18 protein-coding genes are annotated in these 16,752 nt (G+C 67.7%); 7 read left to right on the top strand and 11 right to left on the bottom strand.

Translation table 11 applies throughout. From position 1 onward, the window contains the following. Positions 1 to 388: 388 nt before the first annotated feature. Positions 389 to 1,066, bottom strand: a complete 678-nt coding sequence (locus PMES_RS03645) for a hypothetical protein (protein WP_159964156.1) — start codon at positions 1,064 to 1,066, stop codon at positions 389 to 391. Between the two features lie 442 nt (positions 1,067 to 1,508). Between PMES_RS03645 and PMES_RS03640 the strand changes: the two genes are divergently transcribed. Further along, complete coding sequence (locus PMES_RS03640; RefSeq protein WP_159964155.1) at positions 1,509 to 2,198, top strand: sugar transferase; 690 nt, start codon at positions 1,509 to 1,511, stop codon at positions 2,196 to 2,198. Positions 2,199 to 2,254: 56 nt separating this feature from the next. Beyond that, positions 2,255 to 3,220 (top strand): glycosyltransferase family 2 protein, encoded by a 966-nt coding sequence (locus PMES_RS03635; protein WP_159964154.1) that lies wholly within the window; start codon positions 2,255 to 2,257, stop codon positions 3,218 to 3,220. On the opposite strand, the gene PMES_RS03630 is transcribed toward PMES_RS03635, so the two are convergent. Next, positions 3,210 to 4,454, bottom strand: coding sequence for a glycosyltransferase (locus PMES_RS03630; protein ID WP_159964153.1), 1,245 nt, complete (start codon positions 4,452 to 4,454; stop codon positions 3,210 to 3,212). The genes PMES_RS03635 and PMES_RS03630 overlap by 11 nt on opposite strands. A 154-nt stretch (positions 4,455 to 4,608) precedes the next feature. Between PMES_RS03630 and PMES_RS03625 the strand changes: the two genes are divergently transcribed. Further along, entirely contained in the window at positions 4,609 to 5,844 is a 1,236-nt protein-coding gene (locus tag PMES_RS03625) for a polysaccharide pyruvyl transferase family protein (protein WP_159964152.1), read from the top strand. Here PMES_RS03625 and PMES_RS03620 read toward each other — a convergent pair. Further along, entirely contained in the window at positions 5,792 to 7,645 is a 1,854-nt protein-coding gene (locus PMES_RS03620; protein ID WP_159964151.1) for a hypothetical protein, read from the bottom strand. The genes PMES_RS03625 and PMES_RS03620 overlap by 53 nt on opposite strands. 137 nt (positions 7,646 to 7,782) lie before the next feature. On the opposite strand from PMES_RS03620, the gene PMES_RS03615 reads away from it, so the two are divergent. Beyond that, positions 7,783 to 8,499: a DUF8692 domain-containing protein gene (locus PMES_RS03615; protein ID WP_159964150.1), complete on the top strand. Its 717-nt coding sequence runs from the start codon at positions 7,783 to 7,785 to the stop codon at positions 8,497 to 8,499. On the opposite strand, the gene PMES_RS03610 is transcribed toward PMES_RS03615, so the two are convergent. Beyond that, positions 8,441 to 9,877: an O-antigen ligase family protein gene (locus tag PMES_RS03610; RefSeq protein WP_159964149.1), complete on the bottom strand. Its 1,437-nt coding sequence runs from the start codon at positions 9,875 to 9,877 to the stop codon at positions 8,441 to 8,443. The two genes, PMES_RS03615 and PMES_RS03610, sit on opposite strands and share 59 nt — an antisense overlap. 178 nt (positions 9,878 to 10,055) lie before the next feature. Here PMES_RS03610 and PMES_RS03605 point away from each other — a divergent pair, with 178 nt between their 5' ends. Beyond that, complete coding sequence (locus PMES_RS03605; protein WP_159964148.1) at positions 10,056 to 10,958, top strand: acyl-CoA thioesterase; 903 nt, start codon at positions 10,056 to 10,058, stop codon at positions 10,956 to 10,958. 115 nt (positions 10,959 to 11,073) lie between these two features. Here PMES_RS03605 and PMES_RS03600 read toward each other — a convergent pair whose 3' ends face one another. From PMES_RS03600 to PMES_RS03580, 5 genes are all read right to left on the bottom strand, one after another. Next, positions 11,074 to 11,628, bottom strand: coding sequence for a F0F1 ATP synthase subunit B (locus PMES_RS03600; RefSeq protein WP_159964147.1), 555 nt, complete (start codon positions 11,626 to 11,628; stop codon positions 11,074 to 11,076). Beyond that, positions 11,625 to 12,200, bottom strand: coding sequence for a F0F1 ATP synthase subunit B' (locus tag PMES_RS03595; RefSeq protein ID WP_159964146.1), 576 nt, complete (start codon positions 12,198 to 12,200; stop codon positions 11,625 to 11,627). The genes PMES_RS03600 and PMES_RS03595 overlap by 4 nt, the downstream gene beginning before the upstream one ends. A gap of 77 nt (positions 12,201 to 12,277) precedes the next feature. Beyond that, entirely contained in the window at positions 12,278 to 12,514 is a 237-nt protein-coding gene (locus tag PMES_RS03590) for a F0F1 ATP synthase subunit C (RefSeq protein ID WP_159964145.1), read from the bottom strand. Positions 12,515 to 12,580: 66 nt separating this feature from the next. Then, the gene (locus PMES_RS03585; protein WP_201288949.1) at positions 12,581 to 13,288 is read right to left on the bottom strand and encodes a F0F1 ATP synthase subunit A; all 708 of its coding nucleotides are present in this window, start codon (positions 13,286 to 13,288) and stop codon (positions 12,581 to 12,583) included. 62 nt (positions 13,289 to 13,350) lie between these two features. Next, positions 13,351 to 13,677, bottom strand: coding sequence for an AtpZ/AtpI family protein (locus PMES_RS03580; RefSeq protein ID WP_159964143.1), 327 nt, complete (start codon positions 13,675 to 13,677; stop codon positions 13,351 to 13,353). 214 nt (positions 13,678 to 13,891) lie between these two features. On the opposite strand from PMES_RS03580, the gene PMES_RS03575 reads away from it, so the two are divergent. Next, complete coding sequence (locus PMES_RS03575; protein ID WP_159964142.1) at positions 13,892 to 14,227, top strand: ArsR/SmtB family transcription factor; 336 nt, start codon at positions 13,892 to 13,894, stop codon at positions 14,225 to 14,227. 132 nt (positions 14,228 to 14,359) lie between these two features. Here PMES_RS03575 and PMES_RS03570 read toward each other — a convergent pair whose 3' ends face one another. Both PMES_RS03570 and PMES_RS03565 read right to left on the bottom strand, forming a co-directional pair. Then, positions 14,360 to 14,794 carry a hypothetical protein gene (locus tag PMES_RS03570; protein WP_159964141.1) on the bottom strand — a complete coding sequence of 145 codons (435 nt, stop codon included), beginning with the start codon at positions 14,792 to 14,794 and terminating at the stop codon, positions 14,360 to 14,362. Positions 14,795 to 15,071: 277 nt separating this feature from the next. Next, positions 15,072 to 15,962 (bottom strand): LysR family transcriptional regulator, encoded by an 891-nt coding sequence (locus tag PMES_RS03565; protein ID WP_438943222.1) that lies wholly within the window; start codon positions 15,960 to 15,962, stop codon positions 15,072 to 15,074. Positions 15,963 to 16,276: 314 nt separating this feature from the next. On the opposite strand from PMES_RS03565, the gene PMES_RS03560 reads away from it, so the two are divergent. Then, positions 16,277 to 16,639 (top strand): hypothetical protein, encoded by a 363-nt coding sequence (locus PMES_RS03560; RefSeq protein ID WP_159964140.1) that lies wholly within the window; start codon positions 16,277 to 16,279, stop codon positions 16,637 to 16,639. Positions 16,640 to 16,752 lie beyond the last annotated feature (113 nt).

Raw genomic sequence — 16,752 nt, 5'->3', positions numbered from 1 at the left:
GACCCGGTGCGCAAGACCCGTGCCAGAACGGGCAAGCCCGCCGTGCGGGGTCCCCGGGGGCATTGCTGCGAGGGGGCCTTGAAGAGGTCCATTGGCAGCCGGGGCGAGAGTCCAGTTCGTCGAAAGGCACGGGCACGAGGGCGGCGCGACGAAGCTTTGGGAACAGTGTGCGCATTGCGATCTTCGAGCAAGGACATCGCAGAACGATCTCGGACCCGCGAGGGACCTTCCCCTGATCCGTCGCCTGTAGGGCTGAACGGGAAAGGGGGGCTCCGCCTGGCGTTGATTGCAAAAAATCCCACTCCATTCGAACAGCGGTGTGCTGACTTCCCATTCCGCTTGGCAGCGATGCGAGGGCGGGCCGGGTTCCTGCCCCGGCCGCTTCGGCTCAGGCTTCCGCGGCCTCGCGGAAGGCTGCGAAGAGGTTCTCTCCGAGAGGGTCCACGCCGGCGCCGTTCACCTTGACGTAGAGGACCGACGTTCCAGCCGCGTTGACCCGTTCGTGGTAGAGCTCGGACCCGAGGAAGACGACGATATCGCCGACCTGTTCGTTCAGCATGACCGCGTCCGGCCCGCCATAGAGGGCGGCCATGTCCGTGCCCGGCTCGGGTGCGAGGAACGTGGCGCGCTCGGCGGTATTGGCGCCGCGCTCGAACTGGGGAAAGACGCAGACGGACGAGCCGGCCCCCAGCGCGATCGGCAGGCCGATCGAGTAATGCGAGGCGGACCGGTCCTTGTGCGGCGCGGGCCAGGGATCGGCCGCGCCGTCGTAGATTTTCAGATGACGCTCCGAGATGGTGAAATCGTCGATCCCGATCCCGGTGAGGCCGGCCATTCCCGCACGAAACTCCCGCATGGCCGCGACATCGGGGAAATCGAAGACGAACTGACGTTTCTTGCCCGTCACCTTCCAATCGGCGGCCTCGTTGGACGCTTGGTCGAGCGCGCTCTGGTGGAAACCGTGAAGGTAATCCTTGAAGCCTTCCGACAGGATGTCCTTCAGATGAACGTAGCCGTCACGCATGAGCGCGGCGTGCAACGCGGCCGGATCGTATTTGAAAATCATGATGATGCCCCTTCTACAAGTTGCCCCTGGCCCCCGCCATCACCAAAGGATGGAGCTATCGCCGGCGCAGCATCAACGCATTTAGGATTCCAGGCCGCCATTCCACGTGGCTGCAGAAACAATTTGAGTACTGACGGCAGATCGGCCACGATCACGAAATAGCAAACAAACGATTACTTTTAGGCAGGTCTGTCGATTCCGTTGGGAAACTTATTCGAAGATCGGTTGATTTATTCAGCTAATTACCGCTAAACACTACGCATTGCAGTATACAGGTCTACATAGTCGCACATGTGATGACCCTAGTTCCGATGAGCGGAACTCCTTGAAACATACTGTTTCCAGTAACGAGTTCGCTAAAAATGGCGCGGATATGGCAAGAGGTTGTCAAGATCATCGCAGAACTCCAAGCAAGGGAGACCGGATTCTCGGTCTTTAGGGCATGACGATACAAACGAATGGCACGCTCCTTCTCTCTTCCAGCCAATCGCGTCATTGCGTGATGCAGCCGCACGCGGCGCGCGTTCCGCTGAGCAAACGCCTTCTCGACAAGGCCGTGGCGGGGTTCGCGCTCCTGATGCTGCTGCCCTTGATGCTGATCGTTGCGGTTTTGGTCCTGCTGGTCGATGGCGGCCCGGCGATCTTCGGGCATGAGCGTGTCGGCATCAACGGCCGCCGCTTCCGCTGCTACAAGTTCCGCTCGATGGTGCGCGACGCCGATGCGCAGCTTGCCCGCATCCTGGCCAGCGATCCCGCCGCGCGCGCCGAATGGGAGACCACCCGCAAGCTGACGGTCGACCCGCGTGTCAGCAGGCTTGGCCTGTTCCTGCGCCGGACCAGCCTCGACGAGCTGCCGCAGCTGTGGAACGTGCTCAGGGGTGACATGTCCCTCGTGGGCCCGCGCCCGGTCACGGCGGACGAGGCGGTGCGTTACGGCGATCACTTCGCCACCTACAGCGCCGTGCGTCCCGGCATCACCGGCGCTTGGCAGGTCAGCGGCCGTAACGAGATTTCCTATCCCGAGCGTGTCGATCTCGACGTTCACTACGTCACCAATTGGAGCCTTGCCTGCGATCTCGGCATCCTGTTGAAGACGGTGAACGTGGTGCTGACCGGACGCGGCGCATCCTGATTGAACGCGGCCTCTGCCGCCCGCCCGCCGACGCGGCGGTGTGACGGGAAGTTCCGATGGCGCAACCCAGCCTACCTTCGACCCCTCCCCGCCCCGCGGGCAAAGGCACCGCCCCCGGTCCGGCGGAGGCCGCCCAAAGGGTGATCGTGGCCATTCCCAGTGTCGGACGTGCGCCCATCCTGCGCCGCACCGTCGCGGCACTCGCCGAACAGACCCGGCGCCCGGACGCGGTGTGGATCGCGGTGCCCGACCCGGAGGACGCCGTTGGTCTCGATCCGGCCGCCTGCCCGTTCGATCTTGCCATCATGCAATCGCCGCGCGGCCTGACGGCACAGCGCAACACGATGATCGACGCCGCCGCCCCGGGCGATCTGCTGCTGATGCTGGATGACGATTTCCTGCTCGCGCCCGATTTCCTCCAGGTAATGGAGAATATCTTCGACGCCCGCCCCGAGACGGTCATGCTGACCGGTCACGTTCTGGCCGATGGCATCATCGGGCCCGGCTTCGAGCATGACGAGGGACGCGAGAAACTGCGCTCCGGCCTCGCGGCGGCGCCGGCGGGCCACGCGCTCACGGCGGTGCATACGGGCTATGGCTGCAACATGGCCTTCAGGGCGGGTGTCGCCCTGTCCCACGATATCCGGTTCGACGAGGCCTTGCCCCTTTATGGCTGGCTCGAGGATGTCGACTTCTCCGCCCGCCTTGCCCCGCATGGCGAGATCCTGCGCGCCGAGGCGTTGCGCGGGGTCCATCTGGGAACCAAGACAGGGCGCACGCCGGGCGTCTATCTGGGCTACTCGCAGATGGTGAACCCGGTCTACATGGTCCGCAAGGGCACACTTCGCACGCGCCTCGCGGCGGTGATGATGGCCCGGAACATGGCCTCCAACACGCTGCGCGGGGCGGCGAACCGGGGCTGGGCGGATTATCGCGGGCGGTTGCGGGGAAATCTCCTGGCCTGGGCGGACATCCTGCGCGGACGCGACCGGCCCGACCGGATCCTGGAGCTCAAGCGCTGAGGCGCGCGGCCTGCCTGCACAGCGCGTCGTAGAGCTCCGTCAGCGCCGCCGTCCAGCCCTCCTCGCTCAGCGCGAGCGGTGCCGTGCGCGCATGGCCGCGCCGGCTGATCCGCGCCACCTCCTCGTCCGGCATCTGGACAATGCCCGACAGGGCCGCGTCGAGCCCGCCCCGCGCCGCCATGTCGAAGGCAAGGCCAAGCCCTGCCTTGGCGATCTCCGGCGCCATGAGCGCCGTCCGGGAGACCAGCAGCGGAAGACCGCTCCCGCTTGCCTCCGGCAGCACGAGGGCGAAGGGTTCGGGATGATGGGACGGCATGACCAGGGCCCGCGCATCCGACACATGCGCCGCGATCTCGGCGCGTGCCGTCCAGCCGGTGATCCGCGCCTCGGGGTTCGCCTGTTCGATCTCGGCGCGCAGGCTCCCCTCGCCGACAAGCGTGAGCGGCACGTCCGCGCGGCGTGCGGCAAGGGCGAGATCGAGCGCCCCCTTGTCACGCTCGAGCCGCCCGACATAGACGATGGCGCGGTTCTCCTCGGCACGGATGCGCTGCGTGCTGTAGGGCGTGGCCGGATTGCGGATGACATGCATCAGGGTCTCCGGATATCCCGCCCGCGTGAGCCCCGGAATCATGCCGGGATGGATCGGCACCACCGCCCCCCAGGGATGCCCCGCCGGGAACCTGCGGCGCAGGTTGACCTGCCTGAGCACCCGCCAGCCCTTCTGCAGGCGGCTGCGCTTGTCGCAGTTCGTGGCGAGGCAGTCGCGGCCGAGGGGCACGCGCAGGCACCGCTCGGCGCGCGGATAATCCATGTAGACCCCGTTGGGACAGGCCAGGAACATGTCATGTGCATGGATGACGGTGCGCGCGGCGACCGGGGCGAGCGCCGAGAAGATCGACGGCGAGAGGATCTGTGCCCAGCCATGGAGGTGATAGACGGTGCCCGGCGTATCGAGCCGCGCGATCGCGTCCCGCAGCATCGCGCGGCTCGCCGGATTGTGCAATCCGCGCAGCATCGCGTCCGCCCGCCCGCGCCGCAGCAGGCCGGCCCCGCCCCCGGCGATCACTTCGACCCCGAGCTCGCGCAGCTCGTCATTCGCGCCCGCGTCGCCGCAGACATAGCTCACGCGCAGTCCCCGCGCCCGCAACAGCCGTACCGACAGCAACGCAAGCCCGGTCGCCCCGCCCCGCGCCTGGGCGGCGTCGTTGATGACGACGACATGATCTGCCTGCATATGCCCGTTTCCCTCTGCCCGTCCGCGCAGGCCGCGGCGCGGCCCCGATCGGTGATCGCCCGCCGATGCCCTTCGAGTAAAGCCCGAATCTCGTGGCGAAGCCGCGGCCACGGGTCTAGGAGGGACCAGATACGCGGCAGATGGGAGCACAGGGATGAAGATCGTCCAGTTCGGGCTGCATCACAGCCCAAATACCGGTGACGGGATCATCGCGGAATGCATGGTTCACGGGATCCGCTCGATCCTGCCGGAGGCGCAGGTCGTGACCGTCGACATCTCCGGACGCAGCGCCGCCGGCGACGTGACGGTGCAAAACCGCGGCAGGGCCCTGCGCCTGCTGGCCGCGATGCCGCGCCCCATGCGCCATGCGGCCGTCAGGGTGAAGCTCGGCCGGATGCTCGGCCGTGCAGAGCCCGCCTGGCGCACCGCGCTGGAGAACGCCGATCTCGCGCTGATCGGGGGCGGCCAGATCTTCTCGGATGCCGATCTCAACTTTCCCCTGAAACTGGGGCGTCTCGGCCGCCTTCTCGCGCGGGCCAAGGTGCCGGCCGCCATCCACGGGGCCGGTGTCTCGGCGAACTGGTCGCGCCCCGGCACAGCCCTCTTCAAACGGCTGCTCGAATGCGACCTGCGGCGCGTGGGGCTTCGCGATGCGCCCTCCATCGCCGCCTGGACGGCGCAGATGGGCGGCGCCAGCCCGGTGCCGGTCGACACCCCCGATCCCGGCCTGCTGGCCGCCGAGTGCTACGGCGCCGGCACGGCCGGCGAGACGATCGGGCTGTGCGTCACGGCGCCCCAGATCCTGGGCTACCATGCCGATGGCGCTGTCACGGGCACGGCGGGAGGCGGCGGCGCGGAGGCGTTCTTCGGGCGGCTTGCGCTCACCCTCATCGCGCGCGGCCACCCGGTCCGCATGTTCTGCAACGGGGCGGAGGAGGACCGCGCCGCGCTCGCCGCGCTCAAGGCCGCCCCCACGCTCGCCGCGGCGCGCCGTGCCGGCACGCTGAGCTTTGCATCGCCGCCGGCCCTGCCCTCGGAGCTTGCAGCCATCGTCAGGGGCTGCCGCGCGATCATCGCGCACCGGCTGCATGCCTGCATCATTGGCTATTCCTACGAACGCTGCGTGATCGGGCTTGGCTGGGATCGCAAGGTCGAAAGCTTTTTCGAGGCGGCCGGGCTCACCCACGCCTTCGTCGGCCGCGCCGATGCCGCGCCGGCGGACGTGGCCGCGGTTCTCGAGACCGCCCTTGCGAGCGGTATCGACGGCGCGCGGCACGCGCAGATGCTGCGCGGCGCCCGCGAGGCGCTGGCCGCCGCCCTCTCGGAGGTCGCGCCGCTCACTCCTCCGCGCCAGAGCCCGCCCGCCGGAGCGTCGCCCGCAAAGACGTGACATCGCCCGAGGCCGACCCTCCCGGTCCCGTCGTGATATCAAGAAGCCGCCCCGGTCCGAGCGGCAGATCGCGCAGGATGATGCGCTCGGGCTCGGCGATCATGCGCTTGGCGATCACCTCCCCCCCGAGGGACACGGTCAGGGACACGCCATCCGTGCTCCTGGCACGCGGCGCGAGCCGCAGTTCCAGATCGGCGCGGATGGGGGCCTGCGCCTCGTGCCGCAGGATCACGGATAGCGGTCGATCGCCCCAGGCCGAGGGCAGAACCCAGTCCGGTCCGGCCCGCAGCATGCCGTCGCGCGCGCTTCCAAGATAGGGATACCAGGGCGCCCCGCTCTTCTCCTGTCCCGGACGCAGCTCCAGCGGCGCGGTCTCGCCGTCGATCAGCGACAGGTAGCGGAACCCTCCTTTTGGCGCGGTCTCCGTCGCGGCTCGCGTCGCAACCCCTGTGCCCCCGCCCACTGCGGCCTGCCGCGGATAGGCGAACTCGTCGAAACTGTCGGCGATGAGCCCCGTGGGGCCGAGCGCGATGCGCGATGCGCCCGCCGCGTTCCGCGCCTCGCCGAAGATCACAAGCGGCGCGGTGCGCGACAGCCGCAGCCCCTCCGCCGGCAGGGGCGTGCCCGTCGGTGTCGCCGCGCGCATCCCCTCGCCCAGCGCCAGGGTGCGCGGCGCGCCCCAAAGGACACTTACATCCGCGCCGAATGTGCAGCCATAGGTGAAGGGATCAGGCCTGATCGCGCGCGCGGGCCGCCCTGCCATTTGCGCCGAGATCAGGGCGAATGTCCGGCCGGCTGGCGTCGCTTCGCCCTCCTCGCCGATTAGGGGCGCGAAGCCGTCGCCCCGCGCACCCAGCGGATACCACGCCGCGCGCCGCACGCCCGCGAGAGCCATCTGGCAATAGCTGCGCAGCATGTGCCCCGGCGCGTCCGCGATGCGTTTCGTGCCGAACTCGGTGATCTCGATCGGCATCCGCGACAGGCCCGGCAGGGCCCGCAGCAGGGCCACCTGCCGTACGAGCTGTTCGGGGGCGGTGGTGTAGGGATGCAGGGCGAGCGCATCCATCGCGCCGGCTCCTTGCGTGCCGAGCATCGCCGAGAGCCAGGTGAGCGGGACCGAATGGGCAGCGCCCCCGATCACCCGCACGGGCCGTCCCTCGCTGCGCAAGCGGCGTGACACCGCGCCCAGAAGCTTGCCGTAGAGCGCGGCGCGCGGGCGCGTGTCGGCCTCGCGCCAGGGGCCGGAGACGAAGGTGTCGCTGTTCATTTCGTTGCCCACCTCGATGGCGGTTATCGCCGGGAAGCGGTCGCGCGCGGCGGCGGCGAACCGGGCAAAGGCCGCGCGGCCCGCATCGCTATGGGGCGTGGTGCCGCCATCATGGGCAGGGTGGCTGTTATTGACCGTGAGGCTCATCGTCGCCCCCGCCTCCGCGAGCAGGTCAGGCCAGGCATGGCGGCCCTCGAAGACCAGGCTGCCATCTTCCTGCTCGACATCGCGCCAATAGACCGCGTCGCGGAAGTCTCGCAGCCCGAGCGCAAGCGCCGCGTCGAGTTTGGCCCTGTCGAGGCCTTGCCCGAAATTGCTCGCCGCCGCGAGGGACGGCCCGGCGGGATCGGGCCCGGTCTGCGCCGCGAGGGGACTGGCCGCGATCATCGGCAGTATGCCGAGGAGAAACGCCGCCGCGCGCGCCCGGCGCCGCGCCGCCCCTTCGCCGCGCGGCCAGAGGAAGTCGCGGCAGCGCGTCAAAGCGCCCTTGCCATGCGGGGTCCGGGGGGCGACACTGGCCTGGTAATCTTTCATCGTTCCGTCCGGTCCTCGCTGATCTGCGGCATTGCCGGACCGGACTATCACGACGGGTGCAGCATTGGCACCACGATGCGGGCGGCCGGCGCGACGTTCCGGCCCGCCCGCCGCCGCATCACGCCGGGAGGGCGTCCATGTCCGCGAAGAAACAGTCCCCGCTCTACGAGGCACCGGGCCGATCGGGCATGCGTCTGGTGTCGGAGTTTTCCCTGCCTCTCGAGCGGCGCCTGCTGGGCTTCGTGGTCGCTGTGGACCTGTTCCTGATCGCCCTGCACATCGTCACCGGCGCGACCCTTCCCGCGATCCCGCGCCTGTTGAACATCTCGTTCGATTTCAGCCTTGCCGAGACCTTCGGCTACGGCAAGTGGATCGCCATCATCGTCCTGCTCCTTGCGGCCTACCGGCACAGGCGCCTCGCGATCCTGCCGAGCATGGCCGCCGTCTTCACGCTCATGCTGCTCGACGATTCCCTGCAGATCCACGAGCGGCTGGGCGCCGAGCGTGTCGAGGTGCTGAACCTCGGCGCGACCAGCTGGGCCAAGGCGCAGGATATCGGCGAGATCCTTGTCTGGGGCCTTATGGCGGCGCTGGTTCTGCCGATCATCGCGATCGGCTTTGTCCGCAGCAACGCGCAAGGCAGGCGAATCGGCGTGGTCCTGGTGGCACTGATCGGTCTTTACGCGGTCTTTGGCGGTATCATCGATGTCCTGCATCAACCGTTCACGGCCCTGCCCTACGGCATACAGATCGCCGACCTGCTCGAGGATGGCGGCGAGATGATCGTGGGCTCGCTCATCCTCGCGCATGTCGCGGCACTATCGCGCCACCTGCGGCGGGCGCCGCCGCGCTGAACCCGACGGCCGCGGCGCCGCGCGACAGCCCCGCCGCGAGCCCGGCCAGGGCAAAGAAGAAGACCCCCAGATTGGGACTGGCAGCCGTGAGCAGCGCGTTAAGGAACATCGCCACGCAGGCCGCCTTGAGGCCCGAAAGCACCGCCGCGCCTTGCCCGTCCCCGCGCGGCGCCGGGGCGCGCAGGACCAGCACGAGGAACCACAGGTAGAGCGCGGTCCCGATCAGCCCCAGGCAGGCGAGTGACGCCAGGAGCCAGTTCGAGGCGCGCACGCTGCCCATGCCCGCGCCCAGCAGGGAGGTGTCGAGGAAATTGCGGAAAGCCTGCGCGTTCCAGCTCATCCGCTCGACGCCCGACTGGGTGCCCAGCTTGTCGAAGATCGCCCTGTCGAAGAAAGCCGTGACCGGGTCGACGAGCTCGTAACTGGCGAAAAGCGCCAATGCGGCGAGCCAGCCCGCGACCAGCACCGCGAAGACGATGCTCGCCGCATGCCTTGCCACGTGCCGGCGCGTGCCCGACAGGACCATCGGCGCGCCATAGGCCAGGAGGAACAGCACCAGGGAGACATAGGCCCCCGAGGACGTGGAGCGCAGCAGGACGATCATGCTGAGCAACAGCATCACGCCCGCCAGCCGGCCCCGCGGCCCCGCGATCCAGAACTGCAGCCAGAAGGCGAAGAGCCCCAGGGAGTAGTCGCCGAAACTCGACGCTTCGGGAAAGCCCCCGATCATCCGCTTCAGGCCGACCATCCGGTGATCGATCAGCATCGCGTAATTGGCGGTGCGTATGGGCTCCATTAGCGCCTCGAGCCCGGCCGCGAAGCTCAGCACATCGAGCCAGCCGAGCGCGAAGTTCACTGCGGTCGCGACCGCCATCCCCAGCACCACGGCCCCCGCATCGGGACCGACGCGAAAGACGGCCGCCAGGGCGAAGAAGCCAAGGGCCGCCAGAACCATGTAGAAAAGCTGCGTTATGTTGCCGGTCCCGGGACGCAGCGGGATCGACACGATGCCGCTCTCATTGGCCGAGCGCGAGATGCTGAAGACCTCCGTCTCGCCCCTGAATACGGTCGGCGCGAACATGGTGACGAGCACCGCGTAGAGCAGCAGGGCCGCCAGGGCAAAGCCCGGACCGCCGGGGCGCATCGAGCCGGCAAGACGGTTCGGCCCGCCGGGGGTGAGGGCCACCAGCGCGAAGATGGCGACCACCGCCAGCTCCTTGAGCCCGATGGAGGCTCCACCAACCGCCGGCAGGTTGAAAGCCGCGGCCGCGCCGAAGGGCGTGAGCGCCATGAAGGCCCATAGCCCCCGCCGCGGCCCGCGCAGGGCGAGGATGACGATGGCGATTACCGCGAGGACCGTGCTGGGTAGAAGCTGCATGGTCCCTCGTCCGTCCCCATGTCCGAATGCCGCCCCGTGGCGACCCGCGGGGCGGCGCCCGCGTTTCGACAGTCGCATGAGCCGCGCCGGCAAGGCAAGACCGCCGCGATATTGCCAATCGCCGGGCCGCTGCCTATCCCCGATAAGGCATGACCCCCTACCCAAACGGAACAGCAGCATGACCGCCACGCCCCCGACCGCCCAGGATGACGGCGATCCCGTCGACCGGCTTCTGTCGCTTCTGAGCATCGAGCGGCTCGACCGTGACCTTTTCCGCGCACGGAGCGGCATCGCCTCGCCCCGCCGGCGCATCTTCGGCGGCCAGGTGATCGCCCAGGCACTGATGGCCGCCTGCCGCACCGTCGAGGGGCGCCGTTGCCACTCGCTGCATGCCTATTTCCTGCGGCCGGGCGATCCGTCGATCCCCGTGATCTACGAGGTCGACAGGGTCCGCGACGGCGGCAGCTTTACCACGCGCCAGGTCAGCGCGGTGCAGAACGGCGCGCAGATATTCAACCTCGCAGCCTCCTTTCAGGCCGACGAGGAGAGCCCCGTCGTTCACCATCCCCTTCCCTTCGCGCCGCCCGATCCCGACACGATGCCGGATCGGGACACCGCGCGGCGCGCGGCGGCGGCGGGCTTGCCGCCCGAATGGGCGGAGGATTACGCACGCCCCTCCGCCATCGAGCTGCGCGAAATTGATCCGATCGATCCGGCCGATCCCTCCCCTGCATCCGATCGAAACGCCGCTTGGTTCAGGGTGAGCCGGCCCGCCGGCGGAGACGATCACCTGCAGCAATGCCTGATGGCCTATGCGACGGACATGAAGTTGCTCGCCTCGGCCCTGCGTCCGCTGGGACGCTCCATCCTGTCGCCCGAGGTGATGCCGGCGAGCCTCGACCACGCGATCTGGTTTCACCAGAAAATCGATTTCGACCACTGGCACCTTTACGTGATGGACAGCCCGTTCACCGGAGGCGCACGCGGTTTTAACCGCGGTTCGATCTTCCGGCAGGACGGCGCGTTGGTCGCCTCTGTCGCACAGGAAGGGCTCCTCCGTCCCATCGTCCCACGCGGCTGACCGGGGCGCGGCAACGTTCGCTTCGGGCGCTCGGTGGTCAGCGCGGCGAACGTAAAACGCCCGCCGGTCGAGCCGGCGGGCGCTTGTCAGGGTCGCATCTGGATCGCTCCGGCGATCAGTGCAGCTTCGTCTCGACGGCCTGGATGGCCTCGTCGAAGAGGACGGAGTTGCGGTTGGCATCCATCTGCCGCGCCAGGGCATCGCCGGCAGCAGCCACGGCGATCTGAACGGCACGGTCGCGGATTTCCCTCACCGCAGCCGCCTCGGCGGAGGCGATCTGGTCATGCGCGCCCTGGATACGGCGCTCGATCGACTCGTCGAGATCGGCCTGCGCCTTGGCGCCAGCGGCCTGAGCCTCCTCGCGCGCGGAGGCGACGATCCGGTCGGCCTGGTCCTGCACATCCTTGTGCTTGCGCTCATAGGCCGCCAGAACGCCCTGCGCTTCTTCGCGAAGGCTGCGCGCCTCGCTCAGGTCCGTCTCGATCCCGTGCGCCCGCTTGTCGAGCATTTCGGTGATCTTCGAGGGCACCTTCAGGGCAACCAGGACCGCGATGAAGATCACGAAAGCGATCAACACCACGAAATCGGTGTTGCCGAGCGAGAAGAACGGCCCCGAGGCTGCGGCAGCCGGCGTTGCGGCGAGCGCCGCGACAATGCTCAGACGCTTCATGCCCGGCCTCCTTTCAGACGTGCATCCACCGCGCTGACAACGGCGGGATCATCGCCATTGCCGCCCAGGGCCGCGACGATCGCCTGCGCGGTGTCCCTGGCGACGATCTCGACATCTGCGATGGCACCTTGCCGGATTTCGGCGATGCGGCGATCGGACTCGGCGGTGCGCTCCGCGATCTCGGCATCGGCGCGTTCGATTGCGGCGTCGAGCTGCGTCTGCATCTCGGTCTTGTTCTGGGCGATGATCTGCGCCGCGTCATTGCGCGCGTCGGCCAGCGCCTTGTCATAGGCGGCCTCGGCCTCGTTCGCCTTGAGCTTCAGCTCTTCCGCGGAGGCGAGATCATTCGTGATGGTTCCCTGGCGCTCGGCGAGGATCGCCCCGATCCGGGGCAGCGCGATACGCGAGAGAACGTAATAGATTGCGATCAGGGCGACCAGGAGCCAGAAGATCTGGTTCGGGAAGGTCGCGAAATCGAGCTGGGGCATCGTGGGCCCCGTATCTGCCGGCACGATATCCACCGGCACGACGGGCGCGGCGGTGACGGTGACGCCATCGATCTGGGTTGCCATCTTGGTCTCCTGACACCACGTGGAAACGCCGGAGGGCTCTTTCGAACCCCCCGGCCGTAAGGACGTTCAGGCAGTCTTCAGACAGCGAACATCAGCAGCAGAGCGACGAGGAACGAGAAGATCCCCAGCGCTTCGGCGAATGCGATGCCGATGAAGAGAGTGGCGGTCTGTGCGGCGGCAGCCGACGGGTTGCGCAGTGCACCCGACAGGAAGTTTGCGGCCACGTTGCCCACACCGAGGGCCGCGACACCGGCACCGAGGCCTGCGATCCCGGCACCGATGAACTGGCCCATGCTTGCGATATCGCCTTCCATGATCGTATCTCCTTGAATTGGAATGAGGCTGTGAGTGTTGGATTGAGTCGGGTTGACCGAGCGCCGTCAGTGCGACGGGTGCAGCGCGTCCTTGAGGTAGACGCAGGTCAGGATCGTGAAGACGTAGGCCTGGATGAAGGCCACGAGCAGCTCCAATGCGTAGATCGCGGTGATCGCGAGGATCGAGACGGGCGCGATCCACAGCACGGTGGCGAAGCCGGCGAAGACCTTGATCACGGCGTGACCGGCCATGACGTTGCCAGCAAGACGGATGGAATGGCTGACAGGACGCACGAAGTAGGAGATCAGCTCGATCACGGCGAGGATCGGACGCAGCAGCAGCGGTGCCGAGGTGACCCAGAAGAGACCGAGAAACGCGGTGCCGTTCTTGACGAAGCCCAGCACCGTCACGCCGATGAAGACGGCCATGGCCAGCACGGCGGTCACGGCGATGTGGCTGGTCGACGTGAAGGCGGTGGGCAGCAGGCCAAGCAGGTTGGCGAAGACGATGAACATGAACAGCGTCATGATATAGGGGAAATACTTGAGCCCCTCCTTGCCGGCGATATCCTCGATCATCTTGTGGATGAAACCATAGGCAAGCTCGGCGACGGACTGCACGCGGGTCGGGACGATCTTGCGGCGACGGGTGCCCAGAACCAGCAGGCCGATGACGCAGAGCACGGCAAGTGCCATCCACAGCGCGGCGTTGGTCACGGTGAACAACCCGACATCACCATCGCCGAAGATCGGCGTGATGCGGAACTGCTCCATCGGGTGGATGTTGAAGCCCCCGGCGGCCTCGCCTTCGGCTATCACGGTCTCGGTTGCCACGCTCAGTCCCTCTCATGTCCAGCCGATGCCTTATCGGCATCGAGTTGAACCTCTTTCGCGGTCCGCATCATCGTCTTGACGCCGGCCGCGAGGCCCAGAAATACGAACAGCACCAGAAAGAGGGGCAAGGTGCCGAAAAGCACGTCCAACCCGTATCCGATGCCGAAGCCGATCGCGAGACCGGCCACCAGCTCGATCACCATCCGCCACGCCATGTTGGCCATCGAATAGTGCTCATCCGCGCGAGGGGCCGGCTCCTGCGTCTTGCGCAGGGCGGCGATCCGATCCTCCAGCGCGCGCAGTCGCGCCTGATCCGGATCTTCACTCATCCCGCATCCCCTCGTCTTTCGGAGCGGAACCTATGCCAGAGGTCACGAACAAGTCAAGCGGTGGCAGCAAAGGAAACATGTCACCTAACTAGCTGCTATTGCTCGTTTTTATTCGACGTGCGCCAAGGCCTTTCCGATGAAGGCGTGATCGTGCGCAGGAGGGGTCGTTCAACCAGCCGGTTGACCAAGCGCCGGGGCTCTGCGATCCGGGGACATGACCGAGCTCGATGCCATTTTCGCGGCCCTCGCCGATCCGACCCGGCGGATGATCCTGGCGATGCTGCTCGAGGATGACATGGCCGTGACCGACGTGGCCGCTCCTTTCGAGATGTCCCTGGCGGCGATCTCGAAGCATCTCGCGGTCCTCGCCCGTGCCGGCCTCATCACCCAGGAGCAGCGCGGCAGGCTGCGATGGTGCAAGCTGGAGCCCGATGCCCTGCGCGGCGCGTCCGTCTGGATGCAGGGCTTCGGTCAGTTCGAGCCGGTCCACCTCGAGGCGTTCGAACGCTTCCTCGCCAGCGAGCTAAGCTCCGCTGACACGTCCGGCTGATCCCCGCACGGAGCGCCACGAAAGTTCACGCGGGCCGCCCTCTCCCCCCACATATCGCGCGGACACGAAAAAGGGCCGGTGCCTGAGCACCGACCCTTTCCGTTCATCCGGTCCGCCGAAGCGGAGGGGTGATCAGTTGTCGCTGTCACCGCCATCGGTGAGATCGGTCGTCGTGGTGGTGCCGGCAGCATCGTCGTCATCGGCGATGATCGCGGCGAGAACAACGAGACCGGCAACCGCGCCACCGGCGATGGCGACATTGCGCATGTTGCCCATTTCCATGCCGGTAGTGACGGTGCCGCCGGAGGTGGTGCGGGCGACGCCGGCGAAATCGGCCGGGTTGCAGTTCGGCACGGTGACGTTGGTCGAGGCTCCGCCCATCGACGGCGCGTCGACTTCCACGGGGTAGTTCGCGGTGATGCGAGCGGCCAGAGCGGCGTTGGCAGCGGCCTGGGCTTCGCTGGTCGGAGCAGGCAGGCTGATCTCGCAGGTCGTGGCCGAAGCGGCGGTCGCGCCGGCCAGCATCAGAGCGGCGGCGGCAGCGGCGGAGATGGTCTTGAACGTCATAGTTATTCCCTCATGAAGAATTCGCAGTTGCCGCAGCAATAAAACAATGGCCCTGACCTAGCAATCACCAAATCGTTGAACCGGCGTCCGGGAGGCGCAATAAGACGTGATTGCGCGACTTCGGTGCAACTGTTGCGGCTTTGCCAGGCAGGGAGGGCGGCACTTTTGGGCGAAATACCGCCGGCGCGCGAATCGTTAGCGATGAAGCGGGCGCCTGCCCCCGGCTTTCGCGCCGGGTGCGAGGGCCCCGCGCCGCCCTACCCTGCCGCGGCTCCGCTCAGTGCTCGGAGTACCAGCGCGCCGCTGCCCGCTTTATGTGATCGAGGAACGCCTGGACCTTGGTCGTGCGGTGCAAATCGACATGCGTGACCAGCCAGAGCGGCACCGACCATTCCTCGCGCGCGCTGCGCACCTGCACCAGGTCGGGATAGTCTCGCGCCTTGATCTCGGAGAGGAAACCAAGCCCGGCACCGGCGACGAGCGCATCGCGCAGCACCCTGTCATCATTGGCCCGGAACAGGATGCGATCCGCAGGAATGGTCGCGTTCATCCAGCGGTAGAAGGGCGCCTTGCCAACGCTGCTGTCCACCCCGATGAAATCATGGCTCATAAGCGCCTCGTCGGTCTGCGGCATGCCGCGCCGCTCGATGTAACCGGGGCTGGCATAGAGCGCGTAATTCTCGTTCAGGAAGGGTTGGACGACGTTGTCGGGCTCATCGGGCGCTGCGCCGGCGCGGATCGCGACATGCGCCTCGCCATATTCCAGCCTGTAGACGCGCATGTCGCTCAGCAGCCTGACATGCAGCCCCGGATGCTGAGCCTGGAAGGCGACGAGTTCGGGGGTGAGCAGCTTGGAAAAATGCGACAGCGCCGTGACCACAAGCTCGCCCGAAACGGTATCGCCCTGCCCCTTCAGCCGCCCGGCGAGCTGCGCGAACTGGTCTTCCGTGGCCTGCGCGACGACCAGCAGATCGGCGCCCGCCTCGGTGGCCGTATAACCGCGCGCGTGCCTTTGGAAGAGCTTGACGCCGAGCCGCCCCTCGAGCGCATCGACATGCCGGATCACCGTCGCATGATGCACCCCGAGCGCCTCCGCCGCACCGCTGACCGTGCCCATGCGGGCCACGTGGTAGGCTGTCCTGATCTCGTCCCAGGCATTGATCGACATCTGGTCATTCCATTCATTACGCGGCGGGGGCGCCATGAGGCTGGCGGTCTTGCCGGCGCGCCCCGGCGGCACGAGTATATGACCTCGGGGGGCGGCGGCAAGGCGGCGGCGAAGCCGGGGAGGCGGTACGGGTCCCCCGAGCCCTCCATAAACGCACCCTCCACCCTCCGCACGCGGCTCATGCTGCAGTGCCGCGCGGGTTGTCGCTGCACCTGCAAAAAGACGCGTCCGGTGCGGAACAGTCGGGGCGCTTTGCGGTTGATCGGATGACGGGCGCCGCAGCCCGCCCTTTTTCCGAAATCGGAGATACCGTCATGACCCCCACCTTCAACGATTACGCCGAACTGGCCTATGCCCCGATGCAGGCGGCGATGGCTTACTCCACCGCCTTTGCCGCGGCCCTCCCCCGCGCCCTTTCCCGCACGTCCGAGAACTGGGCCGAAGCCACGCGCAACGCCGTCGACGATGCCGCCCAGATCGGCCGCGACGTCGCTCAGAACGGCACCGAGGCGACCACCGAGATCCTCACCGGCGACGCCAGTGGCGCGCGCCGTCCCGATCCGGCCGTGACCGCGACCGCGGCGGCCATCAGCTCGCATCTCGAGAAGCAGCGCGATGACGCGGTGAAGACCATCCTCGGGGCCGCCTCCGGGGCCGCCGACAAGCGCAACGCCTGAACGGCGGCGGCGCGGCGCGGCCCGCCCTCCCCCGGGGGGCGGCCATCCCGCCGCGCCCTCGGCCCGGCACCGCGCTCGCCGGGGCGGGGTTGACTTTTCGCGCCCCGGCCTCT

This window comes from Profundibacterium mesophilum KAUST100406-0324 (genome assembly GCF_009835145.1).
In the GTDB taxonomy this organism is placed as follows: Bacteria; Pseudomonadota; Alphaproteobacteria; order Rhodobacterales; family Rhodobacteraceae; genus Profundibacterium; species Profundibacterium mesophilum.
This window is presented reverse-complemented; position numbering and strand designations above follow the sequence as displayed.

Excerpts from the sequence above, each read along its gene's own strand:
- PMES_RS03645 (WP_159964156.1), bottom strand. The coding sequence starts at position 1,066 with ATGATTTTCAAATACGATCCGGCCGCGTTGCACGCCGCGCTCATGCGT.
- PMES_RS03640 (WP_159964155.1), top strand. The coding sequence starts at position 1,509 with ATGACGATACAAACGAATGGCACGCTCCTTCTCTCTTCCAGCCAATCG.
- PMES_RS03635 (WP_159964154.1), top strand. The coding sequence starts at position 2,255 with ATGGCGCAACCCAGCCTACCTTCGACCCCTCCCCGCCCCGCGGGCAAA.
- PMES_RS03630 (WP_159964153.1), bottom strand. The coding sequence starts at position 4,454 with ATGCAGGCAGATCATGTCGTCGTCATCAACGACGCCGCCCAGGCGCGG.
- PMES_RS03625 (WP_159964152.1), top strand. The coding sequence starts at position 4,609 with ATGAAGATCGTCCAGTTCGGGCTGCATCACAGCCCAAATACCGGTGAC.
- PMES_RS03620 (WP_159964151.1), bottom strand. The coding sequence starts at position 7,645 with ATGAAAGATTACCAGGCCAGTGTCGCCCCCCGGACCCCGCATGGCAAG.
- PMES_RS03615 (WP_159964150.1), top strand. The coding sequence starts at position 7,783 with ATGTCCGCGAAGAAACAGTCCCCGCTCTACGAGGCACCGGGCCGATCG.
- PMES_RS03610 (WP_159964149.1), bottom strand. The coding sequence starts at position 9,877 with ATGCAGCTTCTACCCAGCACGGTCCTCGCGGTAATCGCCATCGTCATC.
- PMES_RS03605 (WP_159964148.1), top strand. The coding sequence starts at position 10,056 with ATGACCGCCACGCCCCCGACCGCCCAGGATGACGGCGATCCCGTCGAC.
- PMES_RS03600 (WP_159964147.1), bottom strand. The coding sequence starts at position 11,628 with ATGAAGCGTCTGAGCATTGTCGCGGCGCTCGCCGCAACGCCGGCTGCC.
- PMES_RS03595 (WP_159964146.1), bottom strand. The coding sequence starts at position 12,200 with ATGGCAACCCAGATCGATGGCGTCACCGTCACCGCCGCGCCCGTCGTG.
- PMES_RS03590 (WP_159964145.1), bottom strand. The coding sequence starts at position 12,514 with ATGGAAGGCGATATCGCAAGCATGGGCCAGTTCATCGGTGCCGGGATC.
- PMES_RS03585 (WP_201288949.1), bottom strand. The coding sequence starts at position 13,288 with ATGGAGCAGTTCCGCATCACGCCGATCTTCGGCGATGGTGATGTCGGG.
- PMES_RS03580 (WP_159964143.1), bottom strand. The coding sequence starts at position 13,677 with ATGAGTGAAGATCCGGATCAGGCGCGACTGCGCGCGCTGGAGGATCGG.
- PMES_RS03575 (WP_159964142.1), top strand. The coding sequence starts at position 13,892 with ATGACCGAGCTCGATGCCATTTTCGCGGCCCTCGCCGATCCGACCCGG.
- PMES_RS03570 (WP_159964141.1), bottom strand. The coding sequence starts at position 14,794 with ATGACGTTCAAGACCATCTCCGCCGCTGCCGCCGCCGCTCTGATGCTG.
- PMES_RS03565 (WP_438943222.1), bottom strand. The coding sequence starts at position 15,962 with ATGTCGATCAATGCCTGGGACGAGATCAGGACAGCCTACCACGTGGCC.
- PMES_RS03560 (WP_159964140.1), top strand. The coding sequence starts at position 16,277 with ATGACCCCCACCTTCAACGATTACGCCGAACTGGCCTATGCCCCGATG.